General features: G+C 64.2%; 21 protein-coding genes. 9 read left to right on the top strand and 12 right to left on the bottom strand.

Annotated features, from left to right (window positions below; translation table 11 throughout):
* The first annotated feature begins 75 nt into the window (after nucleotides 1–75).
* Nucleotides 76–708 carry a helix-turn-helix transcriptional regulator gene (locus G3N95_RS27750; protein WP_205973292.1) on the top strand — a complete coding sequence of 211 codons (633 nt, stop codon included), beginning with the start codon at nucleotides 76–78 and terminating at the stop codon, nucleotides 706–708.
* Nucleotides 698–1681: an ornithine cyclodeaminase family protein gene (locus tag G3N95_RS27745; protein ID WP_205973291.1), complete on the top strand. Its 984-nt coding sequence runs from the start codon at nucleotides 698–700 to the stop codon at nucleotides 1679–1681. Before G3N95_RS27750 ends, G3N95_RS27745 begins: the two co-directional genes overlap by 11 nt.
* A gap of 7 nt (nucleotides 1682–1688) precedes the next feature.
* Here G3N95_RS27745 and G3N95_RS27740 read toward each other — a convergent pair whose 3' ends face one another.
* Nucleotides 1689–2819, bottom strand: a complete 1131-nt coding sequence (locus G3N95_RS27740) for a DSD1 family PLP-dependent enzyme (RefSeq protein WP_205973290.1) — start codon at nucleotides 2817–2819, stop codon at nucleotides 1689–1691.
* A gap of 104 nt (nucleotides 2820–2923) precedes the next feature.
* On the opposite strand from G3N95_RS27740, the gene G3N95_RS27735 reads away from it, so the two are divergent.
* Entirely contained in the window at nucleotides 2924–3847 is a 924-nt protein-coding gene (locus tag G3N95_RS27735) for a LysR family transcriptional regulator (protein WP_205973289.1), read from the top strand.
* Between the two features lie 149 nt (nucleotides 3848–3996).
* Nucleotides 3997–4968, top strand: coding sequence for a threo-3-hydroxy-L-aspartate ammonia-lyase (locus tag G3N95_RS27730; protein ID WP_205973288.1), 972 nt, complete (start codon nucleotides 3997–3999; stop codon nucleotides 4966–4968).
* Nucleotides 4969–5023: 55 nt separating this feature from the next.
* Here the strand turns inward: G3N95_RS27730 and G3N95_RS27725 are convergent, their stop codons facing one another.
* Entirely contained in the window at nucleotides 5024–5275 is a 252-nt protein-coding gene (locus G3N95_RS27725) for a hypothetical protein (protein ID WP_205973286.1), read from the bottom strand.
* Nucleotides 5276–5547: 272 nt separating this feature from the next.
* On the opposite strand from G3N95_RS27725, the gene G3N95_RS27720 reads away from it, so the two are divergent.
* A complete protein-coding gene (locus G3N95_RS27720) occupies nucleotides 5548–5775 on the top strand; it encodes a hypothetical protein (RefSeq protein WP_205973285.1) in 228 nt (75 codons plus the stop codon).
* 110 nt (nucleotides 5776–5885) lie between these two features.
* Here G3N95_RS27720 and G3N95_RS27715 read toward each other — a convergent pair whose 3' ends face one another.
* From G3N95_RS27715 to phnG, 10 genes are all read right to left on the bottom strand, one after another.
* Nucleotides 5886–7058 carry a porin gene (locus G3N95_RS27715; RefSeq protein WP_205973284.1) on the bottom strand — a complete coding sequence of 391 codons (1173 nt, stop codon included), beginning with the start codon at nucleotides 7056–7058 and terminating at the stop codon, nucleotides 5886–5888.
* A gap of 323 nt (nucleotides 7059–7381) precedes the next feature.
* The gene (locus tag G3N95_RS27710; protein ID WP_205973283.1) at nucleotides 7382–8497 is read right to left on the bottom strand and encodes a succinylglutamate desuccinylase/aspartoacylase family protein; all 1116 of its coding nucleotides are present in this window, start codon (nucleotides 8495–8497) and stop codon (nucleotides 7382–7384) included.
* A 324-nt stretch (nucleotides 8498–8821) separates the two neighbouring features.
* Nucleotides 8822–9604, bottom strand: a complete 783-nt coding sequence (locus tag G3N95_RS27705; protein WP_205973282.1) for an ABC transporter substrate-binding protein — start codon at nucleotides 9602–9604, stop codon at nucleotides 8822–8824.
* A 360-nt stretch (nucleotides 9605–9964) separates the two neighbouring features.
* Nucleotides 9965–11098 carry an alpha-D-ribose 1-methylphosphonate 5-triphosphate diphosphatase gene (locus tag G3N95_RS27700; RefSeq protein WP_205973281.1) on the bottom strand — a complete coding sequence of 378 codons (1134 nt, stop codon included), beginning with the start codon at nucleotides 11096–11098 and terminating at the stop codon, nucleotides 9965–9967.
* Nucleotides 11099–11122: 24 nt separating this feature from the next.
* On the bottom strand, nucleotides 11123–11878 hold the full coding sequence (gene phnL / locus G3N95_RS27695) for a phosphonate C-P lyase system protein PhnL (protein WP_205973280.1): 756 nt from the start codon (nucleotides 11876–11878) through the stop codon (nucleotides 11123–11125).
* 13 nt (nucleotides 11879–11891) lie between these two features.
* The gene (phnK, locus tag G3N95_RS27690; protein ID WP_205973279.1) at nucleotides 11892–12662 is read right to left on the bottom strand and encodes a phosphonate C-P lyase system protein PhnK; all 771 of its coding nucleotides are present in this window, start codon (nucleotides 12660–12662) and stop codon (nucleotides 11892–11894) included.
* Nucleotides 12659–13567, bottom strand: coding sequence for an alpha-D-ribose 1-methylphosphonate 5-phosphate C-P-lyase PhnJ (locus tag G3N95_RS27685; protein ID WP_205973278.1), 909 nt, complete (start codon nucleotides 13565–13567; stop codon nucleotides 12659–12661). Before G3N95_RS27685 ends, phnK begins: the two co-directional genes overlap by 4 nt.
* Nucleotides 13564–14679: a carbon-phosphorus lyase complex subunit PhnI gene (locus tag G3N95_RS27680; RefSeq protein ID WP_205973277.1), complete on the bottom strand. Its 1116-nt coding sequence runs from the start codon at nucleotides 14677–14679 to the stop codon at nucleotides 13564–13566. The genes G3N95_RS27685 and G3N95_RS27680 overlap by 4 nt, the downstream gene beginning before the upstream one ends.
* Complete coding sequence (gene phnH / locus G3N95_RS27675) at nucleotides 14679–15326, bottom strand: phosphonate C-P lyase system protein PhnH (protein WP_205973276.1); 648 nt, start codon at nucleotides 15324–15326, stop codon at nucleotides 14679–14681. Before phnH ends, G3N95_RS27680 begins: the two co-directional genes overlap by 1 nt.
* On the bottom strand, nucleotides 15326–15832 hold the full coding sequence (phnG, locus tag G3N95_RS27670; RefSeq protein ID WP_205973275.1) for a phosphonate C-P lyase system protein PhnG: 507 nt from the start codon (nucleotides 15830–15832) through the stop codon (nucleotides 15326–15328). The genes phnH and phnG overlap by 1 nt, the downstream gene beginning before the upstream one ends.
* Nucleotides 15833–16032: 200 nt before the next feature.
* Here phnG and phnF point away from each other — a divergent pair, with 200 nt between their 5' ends.
* The 4 genes from phnF to G3N95_RS27650 all read left to right on the top strand — a co-directional run bounded on the left by phnF (nucleotide 16033) and on the right by G3N95_RS27650 (nucleotide 19424).
* A complete protein-coding gene (phnF, locus tag G3N95_RS27665; RefSeq protein ID WP_205973274.1) occupies nucleotides 16033–16791 on the top strand; it encodes a phosphonate metabolism transcriptional regulator PhnF in 759 nt (252 codons plus the stop codon).
* Nucleotides 16788–17531: a DUF1045 domain-containing protein gene (locus tag G3N95_RS27660; RefSeq protein ID WP_205973273.1), complete on the top strand. Its 744-nt coding sequence runs from the start codon at nucleotides 16788–16790 to the stop codon at nucleotides 17529–17531. The genes phnF and G3N95_RS27660 overlap by 4 nt, the downstream gene beginning before the upstream one ends.
* The gene (gene phnN, locus G3N95_RS27655; protein WP_205973272.1) at nucleotides 17528–18133 is read left to right on the top strand and encodes a phosphonate metabolism protein/1,5-bisphosphokinase (PRPP-forming) PhnN; all 606 of its coding nucleotides are present in this window, start codon (nucleotides 17528–17530) and stop codon (nucleotides 18131–18133) included. Before G3N95_RS27660 ends, phnN begins: the two co-directional genes overlap by 4 nt.
* 100 nt (nucleotides 18134–18233) lie before the next feature.
* Nucleotides 18234–19424, top strand: a complete 1191-nt coding sequence (locus G3N95_RS27650; RefSeq protein WP_205973271.1) for a M20 aminoacylase family protein — start codon at nucleotides 18234–18236, stop codon at nucleotides 19422–19424.
* Nucleotides 19425–19439 lie beyond the last annotated feature (15 nt).

Here is a 19439-nt window from a genome sequence, read left to right as displayed (position 1 = left end):
TGCTCATTGCTTCGGCGCTCCTCTTCGCCCGTCATTGTCTGTACAATATGGGTAACTTTAGATAAAACGTCTACCATGAAGAAAAGCGCTTTGGAGCGGGAGCAGGCGTCGCTGATCGATCAGGTCAAGCAGATCGCAGAAGGTCTGGGGCAGACGTTCGCGCCGTTTTGCGAAGTCGTCGTGCACGATCTGCGCGACCCGCACCACGCGATTCTCGCGATCCACAACAACCTGTCCGGGCGCGACGTCGGCGATCCGGCGACGGAACTCGGGCTCGCGCGCATCGCAGACGACGACTATCCGCAGTTGCTGGCCAACTATCCGAATCAGTTCGGCGACGGCCGCCGGGCCAAGAGTACGTCGGTCGGCGTCAAGGACTCGACGGGCCGCTACATCGCCGCGTTGTGCCTGAACGTCGACCTGAATCTGTTTCGCGGTATCCAGAACATGCTGGAGCAGTTCTGTACGGCGTCGGGCGTCGGCGTGAAAGAGTCGATCGATCCGGCGAATGCGGAAGCGCTGCGCGAGCGTATCGATCAATACGCGATCTCGCTTGCCACTACGCCGCATGCGCTGAAGACGGAGCAGCGGCGAGCGTTGATGCAGGAACTGAAGCAGGCGGGCTTTCTGGAAGTGCGAAAGTCGATGGAAATCATTGCCGCCCATCTGGGCGTTTCTCGTGCGACGGTGTACAACGATGCCAAATAACGTGACATTGAACGCGACATTGCTGCTGCTCAACAAGGACGACGTCGAGCAACTGCTGACGGTCGACGACGTGCTCGCTGCCGTGCAGCGCGCGTTCGTGCTGCATAGCGAAGCAAAAGGGCGCGTGTTTCCCGTAGTGCGCGAATCGCTCGCGACGGGCGGCGTCTTCGGCATCAAGTCGGGCGACGTCCAGGCGGAAGCGCTGCTCGGCTTCAAGGCGGCGGGTTTCTGGCCGTCCAACCGCGCGCTCGGCGGCGAGCCGCATCAGGCAACCGTGATGCTCGTCGATCCTGCGACGGGGCGTCCGCGATGCGTGATCGACGGCAACGCCATTACGACGATGCGCACGGGCGCGGCGGGCGGCCTCGGCCTGCAGCAACTTGCGCGTGCCGACAGCGAAAGCCTTTGCGTGTTCGGCACGGGCACGCAGGCGCGTATCCAGTTGACGTACGCGCTGCATCTGTTGCGCGGCCTGAAGGTCATCCGTTACGTGACTTCGCACGGCGAACCTGATGCCGCGTTCGAAGCGCTGTTTGCCGCGCATTGCGAGGTGCTTCACGCGCCGCAAGCGGATGAAGCGGTTGCGCAGAGCGACATCGTCATCACGGCGACGCCGGGCGGCGGTCCGCTGTTCAGCGCCGACGCGGTGCGTGCCGGCACGCACATCAACTGCGTGGGCGCCGACACGAAAGGCAAGCGTGAATTGCCGGAAGGCCTGCTGGAGCGCGCGCAAGTCTACGTCGACGATCGCATGCAGGCATCGCAGATCGGCGAACTGCAATGGCGTCCCGATGTGCCGAGCGTCGAAATCGGCGCGCTGGTTGGCGGTGCCGTGAAAGCCGGGCGTGCTCGCGACGACATCACGATCTTCGATATGACGGGTCTTGCGTTGCAGGATCTGACCGTCGCGCAGATGCTGCTCGATCGTGCGACGGATGCCGGTATCGGCACGCGCGTCGCGTGGCCGTGGTAGCGCTCGCTTACCAGCCGTAGAACCTCGGCCACTCGGAGAGCGCGCCGTCGCGCGACAGCGCGTGATACGCCGGATGCTGTGCGCCCGTGGCACACGCGTGATTGGGCAGGATGCGCAGCCGCGTGCCGATCGGCAGCGTTGTGGCAATCGCCGTGTTTGGCTCGCCAGTGCGAGAGACGATGCCGTGTTCCTGGTTCGCCGCGCTCATCACATAGCCTTCGAGCGGCACGCCGTCTTCGTTGCACACGATGCCGTAGCCGAAGTCCTGTTGCTGGCGCTGCGTGCCGCGGTCGCGGCTCATCGCCATCCAGCCTGCGTCGACGATCGCCCAGCCCTTGTTCTCCTGATGCCCGATTACCGTGGTCAGCACGCTGAGTGCGATGTCGTCGATCGCGCACACGCCGACGTTGTGCATGACGAGATCGAAGAACACATAGACGCCCGCGCGAACCTCCGTCACGCCGTCCAGATGCCGGGCGGCGAGCGCGGTCGGCGTCGAGCCGATGCTGACCGTGTCGCACGGCAGGCCCGCCGCGCGCAGACGTTCGGCCGCCTGCACGCAGCCGGCGCGCTCCTGTTCCGCGATCCGTTCCAGCGCGGCCGCCGTGTTGTAGTCGTAGCTCGAGCCTGCATGGGCGAGCACGCCGCCCAGCTTCATCCCGCCTTCGTGAAGAATGCGCCCGACGTCGAGCAACAGGTCGTCGCCGGGTGCGATGCCCGAGCGATGTCCGTCGACGTCCACTTCGATCCACACCTCGAACGACGCCGCGTGTGCGTTCCCGAACGCGACGATGGCGTGCGCCGACGACACGCTGTCCGTGATGATTTTCAGGTTGCACCCGCGCCGGCGCAAGGTCATCGCCTGTTCCAGCTTGTTGGGGGCCATCGCTACCGCATAGACGATGTCGTCGATTCCCGCGGAGAAGAACTGCTCCGCTTCCTTCAGTGTCGAGACGGTGATCCCTTGCGCGCCGGCATCGAGTTGGGCCTGCACGACCCGATTGCATTTGGTCGTCTTCACGTGCGGCCGGAATCTCACGCCGAGTGCATTCATGCGCGATTGCATGCGCTGGATGTTTCGCGTCATCGCGTCGAGATTGATGATGGCGGCGGGTGTGTTGAGCGAGGCGAGATTCACGGGGGTTTCCTTGAAATGAGGCGTACGCGCGATGTCATCGACTATAGGATCCGTACGCTATAGTTTGGTTAATGCTCGCTCAACATCTCATTTAGACAAATTTAATGATCGATCTCGATGACATGCGTATGTTCAGGGCGCTGGGAACCGCACATTCGCTCGCGGGTGCTGCGCGGCTGCTCGACGTCACGCCGCCCGCCTTGACCGTGCGGTTGCAGAAACTCGAGGAGCGTCTCGGCGTGCATCTCGCGGTGCGCGAGGCGCGCGGCATTTCGCTGACGGAAGAAGGCACGCGGCTGATGCAGGAGGCCATCGATCTGCTCGAACGCCTCGACACGCTGCCCGAACGGATCGCCGCCGAACATCAGGCCGTGTCGGGAAGCTTGCGCATCGTGGCGCCGCTCGGCTTCGGACGCGTTCACGTCGCGCCGGTTCTCAGGGACTTTCACCTGACCCATCCGAACGTAAAAGCGAGCCTGACGCTTTCCGACAACCCGCTCGCGGACAGCGCAGGTGCCGATATCGTCATCCATATCGGCGAGATGAAGGATTCGTCGTGGGTCGCGCATGTGCTCGCGCCGAACGAGCGCGTCCTGTGCGCCAGCCCGCGGCTCGCGGCCCGACTCGATACGCTCACGCATCCATCCGGGCTCGCGCATCTGCCTTGCCTGTGTCTGCGCGAGAACGACGAGGACGTGTCGCGTTGGCGTTTCGAGCCGGAGCCGAAGGGCAAGGCGAAGCAGGCCAGGCCGGTCACGGTTCGCGTAACGGGCGCGCTGTCGTCGAACGATGGCGGCGTGATCGGCGATTGGGCGATGCGCGGACTCGGCATCATGGTGCGCTCCGAGTGGGACGCGGCTGCGTTGATCGCGAGCGGAAAGCTCGAACGACTGTTGCCGCAATGGCGGATGACACCCGCGCCCATCGTCGCGCTTCTGCCGACGCGGAAAGGCATGCCAGCCAGGGTGCGGCTCTTTCTCGATGCGGCCCGCGCCGCGATGGATCCGCCGCCGTGGCGCAAAGTGTGATTTACAAAATGTATTGACATAGACAATGTGTCTAATCAGAATGCGAAGAATCCGACGGGACTGCTATGCGCCGCTTCACCTCACGCATTGCATACCCTCCTGCTGGCGCCGGCGGCCACGCCCGCGCTGCTCAACTCTCGATATTTCCCATGACCAAGCTCCCTCTGCCTACTTATGACGACGTCGTCGCCGCCTCGCAGCGTCTCGAAGGCGTTGCGCACCGTACGCCCGTTTTGACTTCGCGAACCGTCAACGAAGCGTTCGGCGCGGAAGTGTTCTTCAAGTGCGAAAACTTGCAGCGCATGGGCGCGTTCAAGTTTCGCGGCGCATTCAACGCGCTATCGAAGTTCGACGAGCAGCAGCGACGTCACGGCGTGGTCGCGTTTTCGTCGGGCAATCATGCGCAGGCCGTCGCGCTGTCCGCGCGTCTGCTCGGCATGCCCGCGACGATCGTGATGCCGCACGACGCGCCGCAAATCAAGGTAGAGGCAACGAAGGGTTACGGCGGCAACGTCGTCCTCTATGACCGGTACACGGAAGACCGCGAGCAGATCGGCCGCGATCTCGCGCAGAAGCATGGCCTGACGCTGATTCCGCCTTACGACCACCCTGATGTGATGGCCGGGCAGGGCACGGCGGCGAAAGAACTGTTCGAGGAAGTCGGGCCGCTGGATGCGTTTTTCGTGCCGCTCGGCGGCGGCGGACTGCTGTCCGGCTCGGCGCTGTCGACGCGCGCGCTGTCGCCCGACTGCGCGCTGTACGGTGTCGAGCCCGAGGCGGGCAACGACGGACAGCAATCGCTCCGTGCCGGCAAGATCATCCACATCGACACGCCGAAGACCATCGCCGATGGCGCGCAAACGCAGCATCTCGGCGAGCACACGTTTCCGATCATCCAGCGCGATGTCGCCGATCTGCTCACGGCGAGCGACGCGGAACTGGTCGACTGCATGCGCTTCTTTGCTGCGCGCATGAAAATCGTGGTGGAACCGACGGGCTGCCTGGGCTTTGCCGCCGCGCGCCAGATGAAGGACCGGTTGAAGGGCAAGCGTATCGGCGTGCTGATCAGCGGCGGCAACGTCGATGTGCAAAAGTTCGCCGAGCTGGTTACGTCGAACTGAGGAATGAGTGAAGGGCGGCGCGACTTCTCTGCGCCGCCGACCGCTTCGAACCCGCCTAACCGCACAGCCCCACGTGCGCAGCCATCGACGGCCCGCCCATCCGAGGCGGAAACACGCACCAGCCGCCGTCGAGATGACGAAAGAAGAAGATGGCCCGCGCACCGCGCGTGGTCCACGCTTCGACATGCGCGTAGCGCGTTCTGTCCTTGCCGTGATGCCCGAATCCCACCACCCGGATCTGCCCTTGCGGACCGGGCGCGAGCCATTTCTCGACCTGATAGTGCAGCGACCTGTCGATGGCATTCATGATCAACTCCTGTGGCGCGTCCCGGGCAGTGCGGTGGGATGCTTCAAGAGTAGGCCGGTCGAGTCATTGACGATAGTTAATGTTTTTTATCTTTACCATAATCGTCGATTGATCGTTCTGCCGCGGCTTGCCGGACTCACGGCAAGAATTCGCGCTTGCTTCTAGAATCGTCGCGCGCCCGGCAAGGAGGGCGCGTTTTCTTGACGAACGTAGCTGGCGCGGCATGCGAACCTGGCTTTCCATGTGGCCGTCGCCGGAAGGATGTACCCGACATGGAAGAGGTTTTCACATCGCAATCGTGCGCCGTCGCGCGCATCATGAGTGCGCGCCAGGCGGTGCTGCAGCAATCGGATGAGGTCGCGCGCCTCAGCAGCGGCGACAAGGCGGCGCGGATCGAACGACTCGATCGCCTGTTGTTCGACGTGCGCGCGGGCCGCACATACGACTTCACGATGCCGACCGCGCACGGCGAAGTGCGGATCTTCGTCACGCCGGATTGATCGGGCGGAGTCTCGGCCCAACAAAAAAACGCCCCGCAAAAAGCGGGGCGTTTTCCAGTGCATCTGCGTGCAGGCGAAGCGCGCTGAAGCGCTTCGCGGTGCGACGCAGCTTAGAACTTGTGGCGCATGCCGACGCGGAACGCCAGCTGGTTCTGCGAACCCGAACCCGACGTGCTGAAGTACGACGTCGCCGAGCCGATCTGAGCCTGGATCGGTTGCGTACCCGTCTTGCCCGACGCTTCCTGGAAGATGCCCAGCGCGTACACATCGGTGCGCTTCGACAGCGCGTAGTCGACGCTTGCGTCCACCTGGTTGAAGTGGCCCGTCGTCGCGCCCGTCAGACGCGAGTACGTGTAGCCGAGGCCACCCGTCAGAGCCGGCGTGAACGCGTACTTGGCGCCGCCTTCGAAGTTGTTGAACGTCGTCGATGCGCCCGTGATCGGCTCGAAGTGCGTGTTCGTCCACAGCGCGTAGAGCGTTGCCGGTCCGATGATGTAGCGGCCGCCGAGGCCGAACGTGCGCAGGTCGCGCACGCTGCCCGTCGAGACGTTCGCGATCGTCGTCGAGAAGGCGGGCGTCGCCTGGCTCGGGAAGCGGATGTCCGTGTACGCCGCACCGACGCCGATCGGGCCGTTCGCATAGTTCAGGCCGAAGCTGTAAGCGCGCGACGAGCCGGCGACAGGGTTGGCCGTCGTGCCCGTTGCCGGGGCGCCGCCGAATGCGCCAGCCTGGTTCGAGAAACCGTACATCGCGCCGAACGTGAAGCCCGCGAAGTTCGCGCTGCTGAACTTGACCGCATTGTTGATGCGGCTCGACGTCAGCTGGTCGACGTCGTTGATGTGGTAAGCGTAGTTGCCGGCGACCGTCAGGCCACCCGTCGAATAGTTGCCGCCGAGGTAGTCGGTCGAGAACGAGTATTGACGACCGAGTGTCACCGCACCGATGCCATCCTTCGACACACCCACGTATGCCTGACGGCCGAACAGCGCGCCGCCCTGGCCCGATGCGCCCGTGCCGCTGTTGAAGCCGCTTTCGAGCACGAACAGTGCTTTCAGGCCGCCGCCCAGATCTTCCGTGCCGCGCAGGTCCCAACGGCTGCCTTGAGCAACGCCGTCGTCATACTTGAAGATCTTGTCGGTGCCGCCTGCTGCGTTCTTCGAATGGTTTGCATAGCTGATACCAGCGTCGATGACGCCGTACAGCGTGACGCTGCTTTGTGCGTGTGCGGTGCCTGCTGCTGCTGCAGAAGCGAGTAGAGCGGTGGTAAGTACTTTCTTGTTCAAAGCTTTCTCCGGATTGAAAGATGGCGATCGCGAGCCAAACTCTTGCGGCTGGTCGCGCGACGGGCGCAAATGTAACGAGGAGAAAGGTAAGGAATATGACAGGAAATATTTTTAGTGAATATGTAGTACAAATACGACAGCGTTTGCTTTGCGCGCTAACGGGTTGTGCGCAAATCTGTGCATATGCGTCATAAACGGACTTGTTTAGTTCCGTGCACGAAACAGGCAGTGCTGTGTTCGTTCGAGCGCGGCCCAAAAAAATCGCCCGCACATAGCGGGCGATTTCATTCGACGTGCGGCTGCGTTGTTAGCAGCAAGCGATATCAGGCCGATAGCAGCTGACCTGTGCGGAACGCCTTCGCGCCCGCAATGCGCACGATCTCCATCCCCGCCTGCGCGAAGCGCGACAGGTGGCGCGCATACATCACGCCCGCGACGGTCGATTTCAGCGTGATGACGCGATCGGTCAGCGGATCGATGATATCGGCGATCGGCTCGCCCGCATCGATCCATTTGCCGACTTCCTGGCGATACACGACGACGCCGCTCACGGGCGTCACGATCGGCTCGGTGCCCGCGAGCGGCGTCGCGGCGAATTCGAGCGGCGGCATCGGCGCGGCTTCGCCCGCGATCACACCGCGATGCGTCAGGTATTCGACGATGCCCTGCGCGTCGTGCTCGGCGAACTCATACGTCACGTCGCGCTGGCTGCGCAATTCGACCGTCACGGAGATCGAGCCGTTCGGAATCGGGAAGCGGTCGCCGACGCGCGTGCGCAGTTCCGACCAGCAGAAGCTGTGGATCTCGTCGAACGGGTTGCCGACGGAGTCGACCGCGAGCAGCGAGGCCTTCGAGTCCAGATAGCGCGCGAGCGGCTCGACGTCGGGCCACAGGTCCGGGTTCGTGTAGATGTGCAGCGCCGCTTCCCAGTCGCAATGCAGGTCGAGCACGACGTCCGCGTCGTACGACAGCCGTTGCAGCGCGAGACGCTGCGATTCGATTTCGGTGCGCGGCTTTTGCGCATCGAGCGCTTCGCGCATCGCCTGACGGATGATCGTGCGGTTCTGGTCGGCATCCGCCGTGAGGCGCCCTTCGATCACGGGCTCGATCAGCTCGAACAGGTTATAGAAGTTGCGGTTGAAGTTCTGTGCGGTGCCGGTTTCGAAGCGGCCGGCGAGCAGGCCGAGCACATGCTGGTTCAGGCCGATGGGATTCGCAACGGGCACGATCACGACTTCGCCGCGCAGCTTGCCGGCGGCCTCGAGCGCTTCCAGCTTGCGGCGCAGCGCCCACGACACCAGCATGCCGGGCAGTTCGTCGGCGTGAAGCGATGACTGGATATAGACCTTCTGTCCGCCGCTCGGACCGTAGTGGAAGCTCGTCAGGCTGCGAGCGGTGCCGAGGGTCGGGGAAATCAGCGGATGATTGAGGGTTTGCATGGTCGATGTGGCGCTGCGGACGACGCGCGAAGCGCCCTGTAGTGGCAAGGATATGACTTTGGATTGACTGCTGAAAACGGTGGCGCGCGCAACGAATCTGCGTAACTCGTGTACAGGTCGTGAACAATACGCCGATGCTCGCGCCGTGAATCGTTCGATCTTAGCCCATTTGGGCCGCGCGGGCGACGCTGCGCCGCCGCACGCGCTCCTGTGTACGCGCAACACCGCCGTGAAAAACAAAACGGGCTCCGCAGGGAGCCCGTCCGTGTACTGCCGGATTACATGGCGACTTGCGCGGCGAACCGCGCGTTGCCGTTGCGGGTATTAGCCGCCGTACACGTCGAAGTCGAAGTACTTCTTCTCGATCTTCTTGTACGTGCCGTCCTTGATGATGTCGGCGATCGCCTTGTCGACCTTCGCCTTCAGGTCGGTGTCTTCCTTGCGCATGCCGATGCCTGCGCCTTCGCCGAGGATCTTCTTGTCTTCGAGATCCTTGCCGACGAACTGGAAGCCCGCGCCGCGCGGCGTCTTCAGGAAGCCGATGTCAGCCTGCACTGCGTCTTGCAGCGCTGCGTCCAGACGGCCCGAGATCAGGTCGGCATAGACCTGGTCCTGGTTCTGGTACGGCACGACCTTCGCGCCCTTCGGCTCCCAGTAGGTCTTCGCGTACGTTTCCTGGATCGTGCCTTGCTCGACGCCGACCGACTTGCCCGACAGCGATTCAGCCGTCGGCAGGATGTTCGAGCCCTTCTTCGCGACGAGGCGCGTCGGCGTGTTGAACAGCTTCGACGAGAAAGCAATCTGTTCAGCGCGTTGCGGCGTCATGGACATCGACGACAGCACGCCGTCGAACTTCTTCGCCTTCAAGGCCGGGATCATGCCGTCGAAGTCGTTCTCGACCCACACGCACTTCGCCTTCAGGCGCGCGCAGATTTCGTTGCCGATGTCGATATCGAAGCCGGTCAGCTTGCCGTCGGAGCCCTTCGATTCAAACGGCGGATAGCTGGCGTCGACGCCGAAACGAATGGTGGTCCAGTCTTTGGCGTGTGCGCCGATCGATACGGTAGCGAGCAGGGCAACCGTCAAAGCTGCAAGCAGTTTTTTCACTGATGTACTCCCGGGAGTGGTTCAAGGTGTCCCGCATGCGGTTGTGCCGCTGCGCGACGTTGCCCGGCCGTTGTGCCGGGCTTGGTCTATTCGCCGCTGGCTGGCCAGCAGCGCGCGCCAAGCTTAACAAATCAAAATATTTGCGGTGCTAGTGAAACACCGGATGGCAGAGGAGTATTGCCTCTAAAGGGTGCTTTTGTGATATGGCTCAGCAAGTCGCGTTGAAAGCCTATCGACAGCAGGGGCGATGGCGAACGCAGCCTGTGTTTGGAGCATGCGTTCGCCGCCGCTCTCATGCGGCATTGCGGCAAACGCTTTCGACTCAAAGACTTAGATGTGGTGGATGAGCGTCGAGCCGCATCAAACGATGCGCTCGCCCGCGCGATACGTTGCGCGCGGCACGGGCAATGCATCGAGCATCGTCACACGGACCAGATCGGCGCGCAATCCTGCTTCGATCGCGCCGCGGTCGTGCAGACCCGCCGTGCGCGCCGGTTCCGCCGACACGGTCGCCATCGCGCGCGGCAGCGTCCAGCCGGCCTTGTCGACGAGTTCGAAGGCGGCCGTCAGCAGGCTCGACGGGACATAGTCGGACGACAGGATGTCGAGCAGGTTCGCCTGCGCGAGTTCCAGCGCCGACACGTTGCCCGAGTGCGAGCCGCCGCGCACGATGTTCGGCGCGCCCATGATCGTCGCGATGCCGTGACGGTGCGCGGCCTCGGCGGCGACGCGCGTGGTCGGGAATTCGGCGAGCACGATGCCTTCTTCGGCGGCCTGCTGCACGTGTTCGACGAGTGTGTCGTCGTGGCTCGCGACGGGCACACCCAGCGCCTTGCAGCGCTCGACGATCTCGCGGCGGTGCGTGTCCGCGAAACGCTGTTGTTCGTCTTCGAGCGCGACGAGCGTGGCCGCCATGTGCTCGTCCGTCATCTTGCCGTGGCGTTCCTGGAAGCGGCGCCATTGCTCGCGGTCGTGCCACTGGCGTTGGCCGGGCGTGTGATCCATCACCGATGCGAGACGCAGCAGCGGATGATCCTTGAGCATATCGAACAGTTCGACCACGTCGGAGGTCGCGATCTCGCAGCGCAGATGCAGGAAGTGCTCGGCGCGCAGCAGCTTGCGTTCGGAGAAGCGCCGCAGCGCAGCGGCGCAGCGCGTTTGCGTATCGCGGCCGCGCAAGCCGACGTTCGAGCGCGAGCCGATCGCGAGCGCATCGAATACGGTCGTGATGCCGGCAGCGGCAACCTGTGCGTCGTGAATCACGAAGGCGGCGTCCGTATTCCATTCGACGCCCGGGCGCGGCAACAGATGCTTCTCCAGGTTGTCCGTATGCAACTCGATCAGGCCCGGCAGCAGATAGTCGCCTTCCCAGTCCTGCGCGTTGGCCGCCGACGTCGTGCCGCGCGCCACCTCGCGAATCACGCCGTCCTCGATCTGTACGACGCCGTTGAAAACCTCGTCCCGCGTAACGACGCGGGCATTCTTGATCAGCATGTCAATGCTCCGGATCGGACGATATCAGTGTAATGCGGCAGCGTGACGCTGCGGTGGCTGCAATTCGAGCCTGCGCGTGGCGACCTTCGCGCGCGTGTCTTCATCATGGAAGATGCCGACGATGGCCGCGCCGCGTTCGCGCGCCTCGACGATCAGGCCGGCGACGATGTCGCGGTTCTCGGCGTCGAGCGAAGCCGTCGGTTCGTCGAGCAGCAGCACGGGATGTTCCGCGATCAGGCCGCGCGCGATGTTCACGCGCTGCTGTTCGCCGCCCGAAAACGTCGCAGGCGCGAGATGCCACAGCCGCTCCGGCACGTTCAGACGCGCAAGCAGTGCGGCGGCGCGTGCGCGCGCTCCCTCTTCTTCGACGCCGCGCGACACGAGCGGTTCGGCCACGAGATCGAGCGTGCTCACACGCGGAATCACGCGCAGGAACTGGCTCACGTAACCGACCACGCCGCGCCGCAGATGCAGCACGTCGCGCGGTTCCGCACCCGTGATGGGCAGATACTTCGCCGCTTGCGCGTCGTCGCGGATCGCGATTGCGCCCGTGCTCGCGAGATAGTTGCCGTACAGGCAGCGCAGGAACGTGCTCTTACCCGCGCCCGACGGCCCGACCAGCACGACACATTCGCCGCGTTCGACATCGAGCGACACGTCTGCGAGCGCCTCGATCTGCACGCCGCCCTGGCCGTGCAGCGTAAAGGTCTTGCCGATGCCGACCGCGCGCAGCATCAGCGCGTCGTTGTCGATGAACGATGTTTCGATTGACGTTGTCATCACGTGGTGGACCTCAAACGGGCAAAACGGAAGAGACGAGCGTTTGCGTGTACGGGTGTTGCGGATCGTCGAGCACTTGATCCGTGAGCCCTGCTTCGACCACTTCGCCGCCTTGCATCACCATCAGCCGGTGCGCGAGCAGACGCGCGACGCCGATGTCGTGCGTGACGATCAGCACGGACAGATGCAACGTGGATGTCAGCGTGCGCAGCAGATCGAGCAGGCGCGCCTGCACGGACACATCGAGGCCGGCAGTGGGTTCGTCCATGAACACGAGACGCGGCCCCGTGACGAGATTGCGCGCGATCTGCAGACGCTGCTGCATGCCGCCCGAAAACGCCGACGGCAATTCGTCGATACGCGCTGCATCGAGTTCGACGCGCGACATCCATTGTGTCGCGGTGTCGCGGATCTTGCCGTAGTGCCGCGCGCCGACGGCCATCAACGGCTCGCCGATATTCGCACCCGCCGAGACGCTGCTGCGCAGTCCGTCGCGCGGATTCTGCTGCACGAAGCCCCATTCGGTGCGCATCAGCAGACGCTTGCGCGGCTCGGACAGCGCGAGCAGATCGAGTATGTCGCCATGCGCGCTCGCATAGTGCAGCGTGCCCGAATCGGCGGGCGTGCGCAGCGCGAGTGCGTTCAGCAGCGTCGATTTGCCAGAACCCGATTCGCCGACGATGCACAGCACTTCGCCCGGATACAGATCGAAGCTGACATTGCGGCAACCGTTGCGGCCGCCATACTGTTTGGTGAGCGCGCGTGCGCTCAGAAGCGGCGTCATGCGCGTTCTCCTTCGATGTTGTCGATGCCCTGCGCTTCGCGGCGCTCGTGGCAAAAGTCGCTGTCCGAGCAGACGAACATGCGCTTGCCGGCATCGTCGACGATCATCTCGTCGAGAAAACTTTGCGTGGATCCACACAACGCGCACGCATGATCCCAGCGCTGCACTTCGAACGGATGGTCGTCGAAATCGAGGCTTTTCACGGGCGTATAAGGCGGAATCGCGTGGATGCGCCGCTCGCGTCCCGCGCCGAACAGTTGCAGCGCGGCGTTCATGTGCATCTTCGGATTGTCGTATTTCGGAATCGGCGACGGCGACGCGAGATAGCGGCCGTTGACGATCACGGGATAGTCGTACGTCGTCGCGATGCTGCCGTGATGCACGATGTCCTCGTACAGCTTCACGCTGATCAGGCCGTAATCGGCCAGTGCATGCAGCTTCGTGCATTCGGCGACGCGCGGCTCGAGCCGATAGAGCGGCTCGGGCATCGGCACCTGATAGACGAGGATCTGCTTTTCGGTGAGCGGCGTTTCGGGGATGCGGTGACGCGTTTGCACGATGGTCGCTTCGCTCGTCTTGCGGGTCGTATCGACGCCCGCCGTGCGCGCGAAAAAGCGGCGAATGTTGACGGCGTTCGTCGTTTCGTCGGAACCCTGATCGATCACCTTGAGCGTATCGTCGCGTCCGATGATGGCGGCCGTCACCTGAATGCCGCCCGTGCCCCAGCCGAACGGCAACGGCATTTCGCGCGAGGCGAACGGCACCTGATACCCCGGCACGGCCACGGCCTTCAACAGCGCGCGACGGATCATGCGCTTGGTCTGCTCGTCGAGATACGCGAAGTTGTAGCCTTCGGCGGCGCTGTCGTGCGCGGCGGTTTGCATCGTCGTGTCGGGCGCGTTCATGCCGCTTGCTCCTCAGTGTCGTTGGCATCGGCCGGCGCCGCATGCTTTGCGCGCAGACGACGCACCAGTTCCAGTTCGGACTGGAAGTCGACGTAATGCGGCAGCTTCAGGTGCTGCACGAAGCCCGACGCTTCGACGTTATCGCTGTGCGACAACATGAATTCGACGTCCTGCGTCGGCGAGCCGATCGTTTCGCCGAGTTCTTCGGCGCGCAGCGCGCGGTCGACGAGCGCCATCGCCATCGCCTTGCGCTCCGAATGACCGAATGCGAGACCGTAGCCTTGCGTGAAGGTAGGCGGCACGTCGGTGCTGCCCGCGAACTGGTTGATCATCTGGCATTCCGTCACGTCGATTTCACCGATCTCGACGGCCATGCCCAGTTCGTCCAGTTCCATTTCGACCGCGACGGTGCCGAAGCGGATTTCGCCCGCGAACGGATGCGAGTGCGCATAGCCGCGCTGCGTCGCATAACCCATGGCGAGCAGAAAGCCTTCGTCGCCGCGCGCGAGGTTTTGCAGGCGCGTCGCGCGGCTGGCGGGAAACGACAGCGGCTCGCGCGACAGGTCGCCGGGTTCGGGCTCGCCTGCCGACACGCGCTCCTGTTCGATCAGGCCTTCCTTGTCCAGCAGGGAGACGACGCGCGGCATCGCTTCAGGCTCAGCGTTGTCGATGCGCTTCGTGGTGGACACGCTGTCGTCATCGCCTTCGGCCAGCAGCGTGAAATCGAGCAGACGCTGCGTGTAGTCGTAGGTCGCGCCGAGCATCTGGCCGCCGGGCACGTCCTTGAACGTCGCGGAGATGCGCCGCTCGATGCGCATGTCTTCCGTATCGACGGGCTGCGTGTAGCCGAAGCGCGGCAGCGTCGTGCGATACGCGCGCAGCAGGAAGATCGCTTCGACGAGATCGCCGGCCGCCTGCTTGATCGCGAGCGCCGCCAGTTCTTCGTCGTAGACGGAGCCTTCCGTCATCACGCGCGCGACGGCGAGACGCAACTGCGTGCGAATCTGCGCGACGCTCAGTTCGGCGAGCTGCGTGTCGCCGCGGCGCGCCTTGTCGAGCAGGCGCCACGATGCTTCGATCGCGCGCTCTCCACCTTTGACGGCAACGTACATTAGTTGAGCTCCACGTGGGTCGTGCGCGGCAGGCCGATCAGCGTATCGCCGCAGACGAGATAACAGTCGATGCCGCACGGGAAGAGCGGCGCGAGTTCCGCGCGTTCGCGCCAGAAGCGCTCGGGCAGGCCGGCGGGCGCGATCGTGTGCGCGTGTTCGATGCCTGGGCCGCGCAGTACGACGGGCGCGTCTTGCGTCAATGAATCGACACGAATGATCAGCGTCACCGACTGCTCCGGCGTTTCCGGCTCACCCAATGCGAAGCACGACAGCGGCGGCAGCGTGCTCGCTTCGTGCACATACGCGAAGGCGGCATCTTGCGGTTCGTCGACGAGCGGTGCGCCCGTGTGAAAGCGCAACGCGGAGCCGAGCACGGCGTCGGGCTGCGCCAGCCAGACGGGCGTCGAGTAGTCGCACAGCGCCAGCAGTGCCGCGAATGCGGCCAGATCGGCGCGTGCGTGCGGCAAGCTGTTGCGCGCGTCGCTGCGCGATGCGGGCAGCACGTTGTCGATCGTGCCGATCCGGCCCGGACGCGACAGCGCATCGAGCAGCGTGCGGAACACGGCTTGCGTGTCGTGCACGGGATCGGCGAAACCCGGCGTCAGCGTCGACAGCGCGATCTGCGGAGATTGAGCGGGAGTGTTCATCAGTCGCCTCGGACCATCGTGAAGAATTCGACGCGCGTCGATGCGGCGTCCTGTTGACGTTGCGCGCGTGCCGCCGTCAGTTGAGACGCGAGCGGCGCGATCAGTTGCGCCTGCAAGCGTGCGTGATGCTGCGGCGTTTGCAGCAGCGCGTCTGCAATAGCAGCGAGTTCGGCGCGACGACGATCGCGGCCCAGATGAAACGCGACGCCGACGGTCGTGCCGTCAGCCGTTGCGTCGCGCAGCCGCAGCGTCGCGCGCGTCACGGTCGCTTCCCCGAGATTGAACGCGTCGCCCGTGCCGCCGATGCGTCCGCGCACCATCGCAAGCCCGGTTTCGGGCGGGCGCAGCCAGTCGAACGTGGGCAGCGGGGTGCCTTCCATCGCGCGGTTCAGCGCGGTTTCGAGGTCGGCGCGCGGCGTGCGCGCCAGCACGGCCATCCATGCGCGGCGCGCGGCGTTGGCGGAGTCGGGGGAATCTGAGGACGGAGGGGAAGCGGCGGCAGTCATCGGCGTTCCTGGAGGGTTCCTGGAAAGGGGAAGATCAGTAGCGAGTCCGGACATTTGAGCATCTATTCATCTAAACGTCTAGACGTTTAGAGTTAAGATGTCGCCGTCGTGTGACAGCGGGCGCAGTTTCATATTTCCGCCACGGCTTGCGGACTACAATGCACAGAACGCTTATTTGAACCGAAGGGAATGACAGCACCATGACATCGAACGACGACGCAGCGCCGGGCGTGATGCTCGAACGGGGGGCGGGCGTTGCCGTGTGGCGGCAGATCGAGCAGATCCTCGCGAAAGAGATCGCGGCAAGCGGCTTCGGCGAAGACGGACGTTTGCCGAGCGAAGGCGAGCTGGCGAAGCGTTTCGATGTCAACCGTCACACGATCCGCCGTGCAATGCTGGGTCTCGCGGCGCAGGGGCTCGTCAGTGTCGAGCAGGGGCGCGGCACGTTCGTGCAGCCGGGCGCGATCGATTACACCATCGGCCGTCGCACGCGCTTCACCGAAAACTTGCGTCAGCAACATCATTCGCCGGCGGGCACGATGCTGTCGGCGGCGCGCGTGAAGGCCGATCCCACTGTTGCGAAGGCGCTGGGGCTGCGTGCGGGCGCATTCGTCTATCGCATCGAGTCGCTGCATGAGGCGGACAGCGTGCCGCTCACGTATGCGCGCAACTTCTATCCGGCTGCGCGCTTTGCCGATCTGCCCGATGTGCTCGAACGCGCGGGCGGCATCACGAAGGCGATGGCCGAGTATGGCGTGACCGACTATCTGCGCAAGTGGAGCCGCATCGGCAGCGTGCTGCCGGAACCGGAAGTCGCGCGGCGTCTTGGCATCAACCGGCAGCAGCCGGTGTTGTGGGTAGAGAACGTCGATGTCGACACGGAAGGTACGCCGATCAAATACGGCTTCACGCATTTCGCCGCCGACCGCGTGCAACTGATGGTCGAGCACGATCTATGAGCGCCACCATCCGGAGCGGATGGTCCGCGCAGTCGCGCTTCGCGATCTACTACGCGCCGGCGCGCGCATCGGGCTGGTGGGACGCCGGCTCGACGTGGCTCGCGCGCGATGCCGAAAGCGGCGCGTCACTCGATCCGCATGACGCGCCCACTCTGTCGCAAGCGCTTGAGCAGCTGACAGCGTCGCCGCGCCGTTACGGCTGGCATGGCACGCTGGTGGCGCCGTTCCATCTCGCCGACGACGTGACGGCGGCCGACCTGCTCGACACCGCGGAACGTTGGGCGCAACGACAACAGCCGTTTTCATTAGCCGTCGAAGCAGCCACGCTGGGCGACTTCGTCGCGCTGCGTCCCGCCACGTCTTCAGGCGACGAACAGACGCGCGCGCTCGCCGCGGATGCGTTGCGCGCCTTCACGCCGCTGCGTGTGAAGCCATCGGCCGCGGCTATCGCAAAGCGCATGGACGCTCCGCTGACGGAACGCCAGCGCGAATTGCTCGTCGAATGGGGATATCCCTACGTGCTCGACGAGTTCCGTTTTCACATGACGCTGTCCAATTCACTCGATCATGCCGACGATCGTGCCGCGATCGTCGCGTGGTGGCATCGCGAGGCGCAACGTCTCGGGCCGTTGCCGATCGACGGCGCGGCGATCTTCGTCGAGCCCGCGCCCGGCGAGCCGTTCATGCTGTGGCAACGGCTCGCATTCGCGGCAGAACGGGCGCAGCGGGAGAACGCATGAAAGGCCGCCTGATTTATGTGGTCGGGCCGTCGGGCGCGGGCAAGGATTCGCTGCTGCATTTTGCGCGCGAGCATGTGGCGGGCACGCCGGTCGTCTTTGCGCATCGCTATATCACGCGCGACACGGGGCACAACGAGAATCACATCGCGTTGACGCGCGAAGAGTTCGCGGCGCGCTCGGCGCAAGGGCTGTTCGCGCTCGAATGGTCGAGCCATGAGTTGCACTACGGCATCGGCATCGAGATCGATGCGTGGCTCGAACGGGGCTGCACGGTCGTGGTCAATGGATCGCGTGCCTATCTGTCACGTGCGTTGAAGCGCTATCAGCACCTCGAAGTCGTGCATATTCACGCTGCACCGCACATTCTCGCGGCGCGTCTGTCGGCACGCGGACGCGAAACGCAAGAGCAGGTCGCCGCTCGGCTTGCGCGTCAGGCGCCGTTCACGCTGCCCGACGGCGCGCATCTCACGCATATCGACAATTCCGGTTCGATCGAAGAAGCCGGCCTCGCATTCGTCGATGTCCTGAAAGGTATTGCAAGGAAGCAGCCCGCAGGCGAAGCGATGGCCGACGTGCGGGTGGCGCGTGCGAGCATTAAGTAAATCGCACGCACGGTCGTCTTACCCGAAAGATCACGCGTTGCTATAGTCTGCGGTTTAACGCTGCGCGCGAGACGCAGCGAGTAACCCAGGAGTACACCTGATGACCGACGCCGCCCGCCTGACCGAAATCGCCGACCTCGAACCCGCAGCCGCCGCGCTGCGCGATATTCGCCACCACATCCATCACCATCCCGAACTCGCTTACGAGGAAGTCGCGACGGCTGCGCTCGTCGCCGAAAAGCTCGAAGCGTGGGGCTGGCAGGTGACGCGCGGCGTCGGCAAGACGGGTGTGGTCGGCACGCTGAAAGTGGGCGAGGGCACGCGCAGCATCGGGCTGCGCGCGGATATGGATGCGCTGCCCATCGTCGAACAGACGGGGCTTCCGTACGCGAGCGGCACGCACGGCAAGATGCATGCATGCGGCCACGACGGCCACACGACGATGCTGCTCGGCGCCGCGCAGCATCTCGCGAAAACGCGCAACTTTTCGGGTACCGTGCATCTGTACTTTCAGCCGGCCGAGGAAAGCGGCATCGACAGCGGCGCGAAAAAGATGATCGAAGACGGCCTGTTCGAACGTTTTCCGTGCGACGCCGTGTTCGGCGTGCACAACCATCCGGGCGCCGAGCCGGGCAAGTTCCTGTTCCGCAAGGGCGCATTCATGGCGGCGGGCGACAAGGCGACGATCACGATCGAAGGCGTCGGCGGCCACGCGGCGCGTCCGCATCTGACCGTGGATCCCATCGTGATCGCGGCGAGTATCGTGATGGCGCTGCAGACCATCGTCGCGCGCAACGTGAATCCGGCGCAGCCCGCCGTGGTGACGGTCGGCACGATGCACTCGGGCGTCGCGAACAACGTGATTCCGTCGAGCGCCAAGCTCGAACTGAGCGTGCGCTCGTTCAGCCCGGAAGTGCGCGCGCTGCTGAAGGAGCGCATCACCGAACTCGCCGAAACGCAGGCGGCGAGTTACGGCGGCAAGGCCCAGGTCGACTATGTGGAAGGCTATCCCGTCGTCGTGAATACGGACGAGGAAACCGAATTCGCGATTCAGGTCGCGCGCGAACTGGTCGGCGCCGCGAACGTCGAGCCGAACGCGGATATCCTGATGGGCAGCGAAGACTTCGCGTTCATGCTCGAACAGCGGCCCGGCTCGTTCCTGCGGCTGGGCAACGGCGTCGGCGAAGACGGCTGCATGGTGCACAACCCGCACTACGACTTCAACGACCGCAATCTGCCCGTCGGTGCGGCCTACTGGACGCGTCTGGTGGAGCGCTATCTGGGCCGTTGATGTCGTCGATGCGAA

Source organism: Paraburkholderia sp. Tr-20389 (assembly GCF_017104565.1).
GTDB lineage: Bacteria > Pseudomonadota > Gammaproteobacteria > Burkholderiales > Burkholderiaceae > Paraburkholderia.
Note: the sequence above shows the minus strand (reverse complement) of the source record. Positions and strands in the feature narration are given on the sequence as shown.